Source organism: Actinophytocola sp. (assembly GCF_035634895.1).
Taxonomy (GTDB): Bacteria; Actinomycetota; Actinomycetes; order Mycobacteriales; family Pseudonocardiaceae; genus Actinophytocola.
This window is the reverse complement of sequence record NZ_DASQCC010000113.1, coordinates 18,385-30,633: the sequence shown is the minus strand read 5'-3', so window position 1 is coordinate 30,633 and position 12,249 is coordinate 18,385. Positions and strand designations below refer to the sequence as shown.

The 12,249-nt window shown below is 69.6% G+C and carries 10 protein-coding genes; 8 read left to right on the top strand and 2 right to left on the bottom strand.

Features of this window, described 5'->3' with window-relative positions:
* The 7 genes from VET29_RS16420 to VET29_RS16390 all read left to right on the top strand — a co-directional run.
* On the top strand, window positions 1-1,020 hold a 1,020-nt coding region (locus VET29_RS16420), incomplete at its 5' end, for an RICIN domain-containing protein (protein WP_324921028.1).
* 17 nt (window positions 1,021-1,037) lie between these two features.
* On the top strand, window positions 1,038-2,510 hold the full coding sequence (locus tag VET29_RS16415) for a lectin (RefSeq protein WP_324921025.1): 1,473 nt from the start codon (window positions 1,038-1,040) through the stop codon (window positions 2,508-2,510).
* Window positions 2,511-2,519: 9 nt separating this feature from the next.
* Window positions 2,520-3,077 carry a DJ-1/PfpI family protein gene (locus tag VET29_RS16410; protein ID WP_324921024.1) on the top strand — a complete coding sequence of 186 codons (558 nt, stop codon included), beginning with the start codon at window positions 2,520-2,522 and terminating at the stop codon, window positions 3,075-3,077.
* A gap of 2 nt (window positions 3,078-3,079) precedes the next feature.
* On the top strand, window positions 3,080-4,165 hold the full coding sequence (locus VET29_RS16405; protein ID WP_324921022.1) for a ricin-type beta-trefoil lectin domain protein: 1,086 nt from the start codon (window positions 3,080-3,082) through the stop codon (window positions 4,163-4,165).
* Between the two features lie 252 nt (window positions 4,166-4,417).
* Window positions 4,418-5,590: a ThuA domain-containing protein gene (locus VET29_RS16400; RefSeq protein WP_414636513.1), complete on the top strand. Its 1,173-nt coding sequence runs from the start codon at window positions 4,418-4,420 to the stop codon at window positions 5,588-5,590.
* Between the two features lie 93 nt (window positions 5,591-5,683).
* Entirely contained in the window at window positions 5,684-7,168 is a 1,485-nt protein-coding gene (locus VET29_RS16395) for an endo-1,4-beta-xylanase (RefSeq protein ID WP_324921018.1), read from the top strand.
* 18 nt (window positions 7,169-7,186) lie between these two features.
* Window positions 7,187-8,551, top strand: a complete 1,365-nt coding sequence (locus VET29_RS16390; protein ID WP_324921016.1) for an RICIN domain-containing protein — start codon at window positions 7,187-7,189, stop codon at window positions 8,549-8,551.
* A 58-nt stretch (window positions 8,552-8,609) separates the two neighbouring features.
* Here the strand turns inward: VET29_RS16390 and VET29_RS16385 are convergent, their stop codons facing one another.
* Window positions 8,610-9,884 carry a PHB depolymerase family esterase gene (locus VET29_RS16385; protein ID WP_324921013.1) on the bottom strand — a complete coding sequence of 425 codons (1,275 nt, stop codon included), beginning with the start codon at window positions 9,882-9,884 and terminating at the stop codon, window positions 8,610-8,612.
* 197 nt (window positions 9,885-10,081) lie between these two features.
* Between VET29_RS16385 and VET29_RS16380 the strand changes: the two genes are divergently transcribed.
* Window positions 10,082-10,873, top strand: a complete 792-nt coding sequence (locus tag VET29_RS16380; RefSeq protein WP_324921010.1) for a PaaX family transcriptional regulator C-terminal domain-containing protein — start codon at window positions 10,082-10,084, stop codon at window positions 10,871-10,873.
* Between the two features lie 44 nt (window positions 10,874-10,917).
* On the opposite strand, the gene VET29_RS16375 is transcribed toward VET29_RS16380, so the two are convergent.
* Window positions 10,918-12,180 carry a PHB depolymerase family esterase gene (locus VET29_RS16375; protein WP_324921008.1) on the bottom strand — a complete coding sequence of 421 codons (1,263 nt, stop codon included), beginning with the start codon at window positions 12,178-12,180 and terminating at the stop codon, window positions 10,918-10,920.
* Between the last annotated feature and the right edge of the window lie 69 nt (window positions 12,181-12,249).

The following is a 12,249-nucleotide window of genomic DNA, read 5'->3' as shown; positions in this document are numbered from 1 at the left end:
ACGCTGGCGTCCGGGCACTCCGAGAACGACAACACCTTCTACGTCATCGAGGCGTCCTACTCGGACAACGGCGGCTCCGGTGGGAGCGGTTCGCTCACCGGCCGGGGACAGGTGATCCTGCAGCCCCAGCACAAGCAGGCCGAGTTCTTCGCCACGACCGGCCGGGTGTCGGACAGCACCGGCACCGGCAGCGCGGGCGTGGTGGTCGAGGCGACGTCCGACCCGCAGGGCGGCGTCAGCAACATCGGGTCCATCGAGGACGGCGACTGGTGGTCGTACGACCCCGTCAACCTGACCAACGTCACCGGCATGACCTTCCGGGTCGCCTCCGCGACCGCGGGCGGCACGATCCAGGTCCGGGCCGGGTCGCCGACGGGCACACTGGTCGGCAGCCTGACCGTCGCGGGCACCGGCGGCTGGCAGACGTGGACCACCCAGACGCTGACCCTGAGCAGTCCGCCGGCCACCAGCGGCCCGCTGTACTTCGTGGTCCGCAAACCGTCCGGCAGCACCAACAACGGCGCGCTGCTCAACGTCAACTGGGTCATGTTCGACGGCGACGGCGTCGGCGTGCCGGGTGTCCCGCAGTCACCGGTGCAGGTCGGGGTGAACTACCGCCTGACGGCCGTGCACAGCGGCAAGCTCGCGGACATCAGCGGGGTGTCCACGTCGGCCGGTGCGTTGTTGCACCAGTGGTCGGCGACGGGTGGGTTGAACCAGCAGTTCGACTTCCTGGACTCGGGTGGTGGTTTCTACCGGGTCCGTGCCCGGCACAGCGGTCTCGTGCTGCAGGTGGCGAGCAGCAGTAGCGGCGCGGACATCACGCAGCAGGCGGACAGCAATGCCACTACTCAGCAGTGGCGGGTGGTCGACCAGGGCGGTGGTGTGGTGAGCCTCGTGAACCGCCAGAGCGGCCTGGCCATGGACGTCTGGGAGGCGTCGACCACCGACGGGGCCCGCATCGCCCAGTACACCCTCAACGGCAACGCCAACCAGCGCTTCCAGCTCCAACGCGCCTAGGACAGGAGAGTCATCCCATGTCGAGACACAGGTCCTTCCTCGGCGTCGTCGCGGCCGTCGCGTCGGTTGTCGCCGGTGCCGTGCTGTACTCCCCGCCGGTCGCCACGGCCGCCGGCACCGGGCCGTGCGACATCTACGCCTCGGGCGGGACGCCCTGCGTGGCGGCCCACAGCACGGTGCGGGCGCTCTACGGCGCCTACGGCGGCAACCTCTACCAGGTCCGGCGCGCGTCGGACAACGCGACCAGGGACGTCGGCCTGCTGGCGACGGGCGGCACCGCGAACGCCGCGACGCAGGACTCGTTCTGTGCCGGCACATCCTGCGTCATCACCGTGGTCTACGACCAGTCCGGCCGCGGGAACGACCTGTGGTACCAGGGTTCGAGCCAGGTGCCCGGCTCCAGCTCGAGCCGCCCGGCGAACGCGACCTCCGAGTCGCTGACGGTCGGGGGCGGCAAGGCGTACTCGTTGTACGTCAACCCGTCGAACAGCTACTGGCGTGACGGCCACCTGACCGGCGTGCCGACCGGCAGCGCGCCGGAGGGCATGTACATGGTCACGAGCGGCACGCACGTCAACAGCGGCTGCTGCTTCGACTACGGCAACAGCGAGACCACCAGGTCGGCGGACGCGGCGGGGGCCATGGACGCGATCAACTTCAGCAGGCAGTGCTGGTTCGGCGGCTGCTCCGGAACGGGTCCGTGGGTGCAGGCGGACCTCGAATGGGGTCTCTACCCCGGGGGGAGCCAGTCGTGGAACCCGAACCAGCGCGCGTTCACCAGCAGGTACGTCACGGCGACGCTGAAGAACAACGGGACGTCGCGGTTCGCGATCAAGGGCAGCAACGCCCAGTCCGGCGGCCTGACCACGTTGTGGGACGGCGCCCTGCCGAACGGCTACAGCCCCATGCGCAAGCAGGGCGCCATCATCCTCGGCAGCGGTGGTGACTGCTGCAAGCCGGGCGGCGGCGCGAACCTGAGCGCGGGCACCTTCTACGAGGGCGCCATGGTGGCGGGCTACCCGTCCGACGCGACCGAGAACGCCGTACAGGCCAACATCGTCGCCGCCGGCTACGGCGGCGGTGGCGACCCGGGCACGAGCGGCGCGGTGCGCGCGGTGGGCGCCGGACGGTGCCTGGACGTCAACAACTCGACGACCACGCCGGGGACGCAGGTGCAGGTCTGGGACTGCAACGGCGGGTCGAACCAGCGCTGGACGCGGACGTCCTCGGGTGAGCTGCGGGTGTACGGCGACACCAGTCCGCTGTGCCTGGACGCGTCCGGCCGTGGCACCGCCAACGGGACCCAGGCGGTGATCTGGTCGTGCAACGGCCAGAACAACCAGCAGTGGAACGTGAACGCCGGCGGCACGATCACCAGCGCGCAGTCCGGACTGTGCCTGGACGTGAGCGGTTCGGGGACGGCCAACGGCACGAAGGTCCAGCTCTGGTCGTGCACCGGCGCGGCCAACCAGCAGTGGCAGCTCGGATAGGGAGCGAAGATGGCACGAGTACTGATCCTGACCGGCGACGCCGCGGAGGAGCTGGACACCATGTACCCGGTGTTCCGCCTGCGCGAGGCCGGCCACGAGGCCGTGGTGGCCGCACCGACGACCAGGGCCGTGAAGCTGGTGGTGCACGACTTCGAACCGGGATGGGACGCCTACACGGAGAAGCCCGGCCACCAGCTGCCCGTGGACCTGGCGTTCGCCGACGTGCGCCCGGCGGAGTTCGACGCGCTGGTGATCCCGGGCGGCCGGGCGCCCGAGTACCTCCGCACGGATCCGGACGTGGCCCGGATCGTCACGCACTTCTTCGCCGGCAACCTCCCGGTCGGCACGATCTGCCACGGACCGCAGGTGCCGGCCGCGCTCGGGCTCCTCCGCGGCCGCGTCACGGCGGCGTTCCCGCCGTTGCGGAACGACATGGAGTACGCCGGCGCGACCTTTGTGGACGGACCCGACGTCGTCGACGGCGTGATGGTGTCCTGCCGTGGCTGGCCGGACCTGCCCGAGTGGTCGCGCGCCTTCATGCAGGTACTGCAGAAGCTGGGGGAGTAGCCATGAGGAGGTCGCGGACCTGGCTCGGGATGCTCGTCCTCGCGGCCCTCGCGGGAGCCGCGCTGGTGACCGGCGGTTCCGCCGCCGCCGAGTCGAACGGCGGGGTCCGGGTGATGCCGCTGGGTGACTCCATCACCGAGGGCACGCAGGTGCCCGGCGGTTACCGGATCGGGCTCTGGCAGCGGTTCTCGTCCGGCGGGAACCGCGTGGACCTCGTCGGCTCGCAGTTCAACGGCCCGGCGAGTCTCGGCGACCACGACCACGAGGGCCATCCCGGGTGGCGCATCGACCAGATCGACGCGAACATCGCCGGTTGGCTGCGTACGTACACCCCACACACGGTCCTGCTGCACATCGGCACCAACGACGTGCTGCAGAACTTCAACCTCTCCGGAGCGCCGGCCAGACTGTCCACCCTGGTGGACCACATCACCGCGACCGTGCCCGACGCCGAGGTGTTCGTCGCGACGATCATCCCACTGGCGAACGCCGGGCAGGAGTCGAACGCCCGCGCGTTCAACGCCACGATCCCGGGCATGGTGCAGAGCAAGGTCAATGCCGGCCGGCATGTGCACCTGGTCGACATGCACGGCGCGCTGACCGCCGCCGACCTCATCGACGGCATCCACCCGACCGCCACCGGCTACGACAAGATGGCCGCCGCGTGGTACGCCGCGCTGCGAGCCGTCCCCGGCAGCCTCACCAACCCGGGGCAGCAGCTCGTCGGCACCCAGTCCGGCCGGTGCGCCGACGTCACCGGCGTCGCGACGGCGAACGGCACCCAGCTCCAGCTGTGGGACTGCAACAGCCAGACCAACCAGTCGTGGACCTACACCGCGAGCCGGCAGCTGACGGTCTACGGCACGAAATGCCTCGACGCGTCCGCGCAGAGCAACGGCACACCGGTGGCCATCTGGGACTGCAACGGGCAGACCAACCAGCAGTGGAACGTGAACACGAACGGCACGATCACCAGTGTGCAGTCGGGACTGTGCCTCGACGCGAACGGCCGGGGCACGGCCAACGGCACCAAGCTCGTCCTGTGGTCCTGCAACGGCCAGACCAACCAGCAGTGGACCCTCCGCTAGCGGGCACCACTGTCATCCCCGACGGAAGGCGGTCGGAACTCTTTAGGAGCGCTCCCATATTGGAATACTTCCGGCGCATCGTCGAAAGGCAACGGGTTGTTCGGGTTTTATGACTGTGTTAACGTTCACATTACGTCGCGACATGACGCGTGAACGAAACTTGCGGCGCCTTTCGCCTGTTCAGGTGCCTGAACCGTCAACGATGATGGGGTTTTCATGAACGGTATTACCCGTCGCGCGGTGTTGCGCGGCATGGGCGCACTGGGTGTCGGCGTGGGCGGGCTCGCGGTCTTTCCTTCGGTGGCCTCCGCGGCGCTGACCAGGGTCCTGGTGTTCTCCAGGACCGCGGGCTTCCGGCACGACTCGATCCCCGCGGGCATCGCGGCGATCCGCACCCTCGGGTCACAGAACGGGTTCGCCGTCGACGCGACCGAGGACGCGGGCGCGTTCATCACGGCCAACCTGGCCCAGTACCAGGCGGTGGTCTGGCTGTCCACCACCGGGGACGTGCTGAACACCAACCAGCAGGCGGCCTTCGAGTCCTATGTGAACGGTGGGGGCGGCTACGTCGGCATCCACTCCGCGGCGGACACCGAGTACGACTGGGCCTGGTACGGCGGCTGCTGCGGCGCCTACTTCCTCTCCCACCCGGCACAGCAACAGGCATCGGTGATCGTCGAGGACCGCACCACCGACTCCACCGCGCACCTGCCGGCGACCTGGAGCCGCTTCGACGAGTGGTACAACTACCGCACCAACCCGCGCTCGGGCGTGCACGTCCTCATGAGACTGGACGAGTCCTCCTACAGCGGCGGCACGATGGGCGCCGACCATCCCATCACCTGGTGGCACGACGTCGGCAACGGACGGGCCTGGTACACCGGCCTCGGCCACACCATCGAGTCCTACGCCGACGCGAACTTCACCCGCGTGCTGCTGGGCGGCATCCGCATGGCCGCCAAGGCCGTCCCCACCGACCCGAGCCCCGGTACCGGACCGGTGCAGACGGGGGTCTACTACCGGCTGGCCGCCCAGCACAGCGGCAAGCTCGCGGACATCAGCGGCGTGTCCACGTCGGCCGGTGCGCTGCTGCACCAGTGGTCGGCCACCGGTGGCCTGAACCAGCAGTTCGACTTCCTGGACTCCGGTGGTGGCTACTACCGCGTCCGCGCCCGGCACAGCGGGCTGGTGCTCCAGGTCGCGAGCTCGAACAACGGCGCCGACATCACCCAGCAGACCGACACCGCCGCGGCGAGCCAGCAGTGGAGCGTCCTCGACCGGGGCAGTGGCGTGGTGAGCCTGGTCAACCGGCAGAGCGGCCTGGCCATGGACGTGCGGGGCGCGTCGACCGCCGACGGCGCGCGGATCTCCCAGTGGACGTCGAACGGCGCCGCCAACCAACGCTTCCAGCTCCAGCGTGTGTAGGAGCCGGCGGTGGACCTGCGCCGCGCAGGTCGAGCAACACAGGACCCTTGGCTGAAACCCCACCTTTCAACGACGAAAAGAGGGTTGCACACAATGATCAGCAGCTCACTCCCGCGACGACGCCTCAGGTCGGCCGTCGTCGCCGTGGCCGCCGCCGGGCTCACGGCGTCGAGCCTGGTGCTGGCGACCGGCACGGCCGAGGCGGCGAGCACGCTCGGCGCCGCGGCGGCCCAGAGCGGCCGGTACCTCGGCGCCGCGATCTCCGCGAGCCACCTCGGCGACTCGACGTACGTGAACACGTGGCTGAACGAGTACAACAGCGTCACGACCGAGAACGAGATGAAGTGGGACGCGACCGAGCCGTCCCGGAACTCGTTCAGCTACGGCAACGCGGACCGGATCGTGAGCCAGGCCCGCGGCCGGGGCCTGTCCGTCCGCGGGCACACCCTCGCCTGGCACGGGCAGCAGCCCGGCTGGGCGCAGGGCCTGTCCGGCAGTGACCTGCGGTCGGCGATGACCAACCACATCACGCAGGTGGCGACGCACTTCCGGGGCCAGATCTACGCGTGGGACGTCGTGAACGAGGCGTTCGCCGACGGCAACGGCGGCGGCCGGCGGGACTCCAACCTCCAGCGCACCGGCAACGACTGGATCGAGGTCGCGTTCCGCACCGCCCGGGCGGCCGACCCGAACGCCAAGCTCTGCTACAACGACTACAACACCGACGGCGTCAACGCGAAGAGCACCGGTATCTACAACATGGTCGCCGACTTCAAGAACCGCGGCGTGCCGATCGACTGCGTCGGCTTCCAGACCCACCTCAGCTCGGGCTCCAACCTGAGCACCTACCAGTCGAACCTCCAGCGCTTCGCCAACCTCGGCGTCGACGTGCAGATCACCGAGCTGGACGTCGGGGGCTCCGGTTCCGGCCAGGCCAACGTGTACCGGCAGGTCACCCAGGCCTGCCTGGCCGTCTCGCGGTGCACGGGCATGACCGTCTGGGGCGTCACGGACAAGTACTCGTGGCGGGCCAGCGAAACCCCGCTGCTGTTCGACGGCAACTTCGGCAAGAAGCAGGCGTACACGGCGGTGCTCGACGCACTCAACGCGGGCGGTTCCGGTGGCGACCCCGGTGGCACCACCGGCCTGCTGCGTGCCGTCGCCTCGGGCCGGTGCCTCGACGTGCCGAACGCGTCGACGACGGCCGGCACCTCGCTACAGATCTACGACTGCCACGGCCAGTCCAACCAGCAGTGGGTCCGTGGCTCGGCCAGCGAGCTGACCGTCTACACCGGAAGCTCGCTGCGGTGCCTGGACACGGCGGGCGGCGGGACGAGCGCGGGCACGGCCGTGGTCATCGCGAGCTGCGCCGGCGGCAACACCCAGAAGTGGAACACCAACTCGAACGGCACCATCACGAACGCCCAGTCCGGGCTGTGCCTCGACGTGAACGGCGCCGCGACCGCCAACAGCTCCGCGGTGATCGTCTGGACCTGCAACGGCCAGTCCAACCAGCAGTGGAGCGGACCGACGTCGGCGAGCCGCGGCGCGCTCACCGTGCCCGGATCCGCGCGTTGACCAGAAAGGAGTCTCGTGATGGCGAAACGTAGGTCCTGGCTCGGGTCTGTCGTGGTCACGGCGCTTCTCGTCCTCGGCGGGGGCGGCATCAGCGCCGCCGTCCCCACGCCGGACGACGTGCGCACGGAGGCCGCGAGTGCCGGCTGCGGCACAGCCCCGACGTTGGCGAGCGGCACCCACACGATCCAGAGCGGCGGCCAGAACCGCACCTACATCCTGCGGGTGCCGGCCAACTACGACAACAACCACCAGTACCGGTTGGTCGTCGGCTACCACTGGCTCGGTGGCACGGCGAACGACGTCGACTCGGGCGGCACGGACGGATACAACTGGTCCTACTACGGCCTGCGGCGCCTGGCGGACAGTGCGGGCAACAGCACGATCTTCGTGGCACCGCAGGGCTTCAACAACGGCTGGGCCAACTCCGGCGGCCAGGACGTGACGTTCACCGACGACCTGCTCCGCCAGCTCGAGGCGGGCCTGTGCGTCGACACGACGCAGGTCTTCGCCGCGGGCTTCAGCTACGGCGGCGCGATGAGCTACTCGATCGCGTGTTCCCGGGCGAACGTCTTCCGTGCGGTCGCGGTCTACTCCGGCGCGACACTCAGTGGGTGTAGTGGTGGCACCCAGCCCATCGCGTACCTGGGGATCCACGGCATCAGCGACACGGTGCTCAACATCTCCCAGGGGCGGGCGCTGCGTGACCGGTTCGTCAGCAACAACGGCTGTACCGCACAGAACCCGCCCGAGCCGGGACAGGGGAGCCGGACGCACATCGTGACCGCCTACTCGGGATGCCGGTCCGGCTATCCGGTCGTGTGGGCCGCGTTCGACGGCGGTCACACCCCCGGCCCCATCGACGGGTGCAGCGGCTGCCAGGGCTGGCAGACCTGGACCTCGGGCGAGGTGTGGAAGTTCTTCACGCAGTTCGGTTCGTCGACCCCGTCTCCCGGTCCCGTCGAGGTCGGCGTGAACTACCGCCTGTCGGCCCAGCACAGCGGCAAGCTCGCGGACGTCTCCGGTGTGTCGACCGCCGCGGGCGCGGCGCTGCAGCAGTGGTCGGCGACCGGTGGGCTGAACCAGCAGTTCGACTTCCTCGACTCGGGTGGCGGCTACTACCGGATCAGGGCACGGCACAGCGGGATGGTGTTGCAGGTCGCGAGCAACAGCAGCGGCGCGAACATCACCCAGCAGCCGGACGCGAACACCGCCGCCCAGCAGTGGCAGGTGGTCGACCAGGGTGGCGGCACGGTGAGCCTGGTCAACCGGCAGAGCGGCCTGGCCATGGACGTGTGGGACGTGTCGACCGCCGACGGTGCCCGGATCTCCCAGTACGCCTCGAACGGCAACGCGAACCAGCGGTTCCAACTCCAACGCGCGTAGTGCCACGATGTCCGCTCGGGCCCGGGACTCCCGGGCCCGAGCGGACATCGTCATGCGGTCACGAAGTGGTGCAGGACATGCCGTTCAGGGTGAACGACGTGGGTGGCGCCGTGTTGCCGGTGTGGTTGGCCTGGAAGCCGATGCCGACCGAGCCGTTCGAGGGGATCGCGGCGTTGAAGCCGGCGTCGCGTGCCGTGACCTGGCCCGAGGCAGGCGAGTAGCTGGCGTTCCACCCGGAGGTGATGGTCTGTCCACCGGGGAGGGTGAAGGCCAGCGACCAGCCGTTGACCGCGGTGGTGCCGGTGTTCCTGATGGTGAGGTTCTCGGTCATGCCGCCGTTCCAGGCACTCACGCTCGCCGTGACGCCACATGAGCCGGAACCGGGGTCGGGCGGCGGGGTGGTCGAGCCGGTCAGGCCGAAGAACGCGACCGCGACGGCGGCCATGCCGCCGGCCGGCAGGCTGTGCCCGGCGCCCTGGATGCTGTAGGCCTCGACCTGGACGGTGCCGGCGGAGTCGGCGTAGCGGCGGCGGTTCCAGCCGGACTGCGGGGTGTCGGTGGACGTCGGTGTCTGGCTCAGCCCGAACACGTTGGTCCACTGCTCGATCTCCTCCTGCAGCAGCGAGTACGGCACGAGGGTGTCGGCCGTGCCGTGCCACAGCTGCATCCGCGGGCGGGGACCTGTGTAGCCGGGATATGCCTGCCGCACCGCGTCGCCCCACTGCTGCGGGGTCCGGTTCATGTTCCCGCCGGTGCACTGGCTGGCCCCCGGCGGGTAGTCCGCGGCGTTGGCGAAACAGTTGAACGGCACGCCCATGAACGCCGCGCCGGCCTTGAACACGTCCGGGTAGACGGCGAGCATGTGGTTGGTCATCATGCCGCCGGACGACGAGCCGGTCGCGAAGACCCGGTTCGGGTCACCGCCGTAGCGTTGCTCGGCATAGGTCACCATCGAGACGATCGAGACCGGGTCACTGCCGCCGCCGCGCCGCTTGGCCGGGTCGGACCAGGTGTCGAAGCACTTGCCGAAACCGGCCTGCTGCTGGGCGCTGGGGTAGATGACGATGAAGCCGTACCGGTCCGCGAGCGACGCGAACTCGCTGCCGGAGAAGAAACCGGGACCCGACCCGCCGCAGCCGTGCATGGCGACCACGATCGCCGGGTTGGCCGGGTGGGTGTCCGGCACGTAGATGTGCATGCGCATCCCACCCGGGTTGTTCCCGAAGCTGGTCACCTCCACCAGGGACGCGGCGGATGCCATGGGTGGCATGACGACCCCGGCGATGGCGATCAGCAGGGTGCTGGCGAGTGTCACGAATGCCGTTCTGATCATCGTTGACCTCCGGTCGGCGACCCCCTCCTTTCCGACGATATGCATTTGAGCGACGACCGTCAACGATCTGCCAAACCTCGAACCCGGATTCTTGGAGCGCTCCCAAAATCTCGGAAGTTTCGTCGGAAAATGCTGTACACCTACCTCGATGTTCGTCAGTCTTTCGACGAGTGTCGCCGGGAGGTAGGTTTGGCGTCGTGCGCCCCGAGACGCTGCTGCTCACCCTGTTCGGCGACCATGTGCTGGACCGCGGGACGGTCGTGTCGACGGGCGGTGTCATCGCCGTCCTCGGGCGGCTCGGCGTCGGCGAACACGCGACCAGGGCGACGCTGAGTCGGATGAGCCGCCGCGGCCTGCTCCGCACGGTCCGCCGCGGCCGCCAGGCGTTCCTCGGCCTGGCCGAGCACGGCACCACGGTCCTGCGCGACGGGCAGCGCAGGCTCGACGGCGATGTCGTCGAGCGCCGCTGGGACGGCCGGTGGACATTGTTGACGTTCTCGGTGCCGGAGACCCGCCGTGCGGACCGCCATGCGCTGCGGACGCGGCTGGGCTGGTTCGGCTTCGGGATGCTGCGCAGCGGTCTGTGGGTGTCGCCGTCGGCCACGGACGTCTCCCCGGCGCTGGCCGAGCTGGACCTCCTCGAACACGCCGAGGTGTTCCGCGCCGAGGCGTTCATGTGGACCGATCCCGCGAGAGTCGCCCGGGAGGCCTGGGACCTGGCCGAGATCGCCGCGGGCTACGCCCAGTTCCTGCGCCGGTGGCAGGAGGCCGCCTTCGACGATCTCGACGACCTGTCCCGCCGCGTCCAGCTCGGCGCGGAGTGGCTGCTGCTGATCCGCGGCGACCCGATGCTGCCGCTGGCGCTGCTGCCGGAGGATTGGCCGGGAGTACACGCCGCGGCGTTGTTCCGCACCCTGCGCCAGCTTTGGGCCCGTCCGGCCGACAAGCTCGCCACGGAACAACTCGAGTCCATCATGGACGAAGGCTAGTCCACGGATTTTCTCGGGTGTTGGTCGCGTCCCAGCGCGGGAAGCTAGTGCCTGGAGACCAGCCAGCGCAGGATCGACCGGTTCTCGTACGTGGGGCCGAACGCGGCGTGGTAGTCCGGCTCGCTGAAGGCGTCGTTGCCGAACTCGGTGTAGCGCACGAGGTCCGCCGCTTTGTCGGAGCCCACGCCCGCCGCGGTGTAGGCGGTCCGCAACAACGCCGTGGAGTCACGGCCGTAGGCCACTGGGAGCAGGTGGTCGTTGAGGCCGTGCGTGATCCAGATCGGGGTCCGGTCGGTCGCGATGCGGGCAGCCTGCTCCGCGCTGACACGGAAGCCGCCGGTGATGAGCGCCGCGGTGAAGAGTCCAGGGTGGGTGGCCATGGCCTCCCAGGCGAGCGTCGACCCGTACGACACGGTGGAGACGTAGACGCGGTCGCGGTCGACGCGGTGGGTCGCGGTGAACCGTTCGACCAGGGCCACCATGTCCGCGGCCTCGGCAGGCGCCCCGACCCGTTGGTTCTGCGGGGCCAGGACGATGACGTCCTCGCGCCAGTTCGGACGCAGCCACGCGGTGGCCGGGATGTCCGCGGCGATCTGGACCCCGGGGTTGTCGCCGTCCCAACCCATGCCGTGCCCGGGAAGGATCACGACGAGCGGGTACTCGCGGTGGCGGTCGTAGTGCCGGGGCAGGTGGTAGGCGTAGGGCAGCGCGGTGCCGCCCCCGGTGAACGTGTCGAGGGTGAACTCGTCGACGAGGCGGTTGACCGTCCTGCCGGTCAGCGGGTGTGCCGCCGGCGCACCGGTGACCTTCCCCCACAGGGTGCGGATGTCCTTGCGCTGGACGACTTCTGTCGGCAGGTTCGGGTTCACCTTGACCGAGCAGAGCGCCGTCGGGCACTTGGAGACGATGACCGTGTTGCCGCCGGGGTCCGCCGGCGCCAGCTCGACGATGACGAACCGCCCCGGCGTGGACCGGCCGTTCGCGTTCAGCGCGGGAGAGCTGTTCGTGTAGACCCGGACGACGGTACGGTCCGCACGCTTCGCGAGGTCCTCGATCGGGTTGTAGCGGAAGTTGTAGATGCTGTCGGACACGGTGAACGTGTCGCGACCGAGGGTGCGGGGGTCGACCACGGCCGGGTACTCGACGGCCACCGCGACGACCTTCTGTCCGTACGTGTACACCTGGGTGATCGCCGTCACGCCGCGGATCGTGCTGCTCCTTCCCGGGGCGGCGGCCGCCGGCTGCGGTGTGAGTGCGCCGGCGAAGGCGACGGCGATCAGGGACGCGACGATGCGGCGAGTGATCACGAGTGGACTCCGTACGTGCGGGGTTCATTGCTAAATCGCGTTAGCGCGGATTTTGCGCTGTGCGGGACG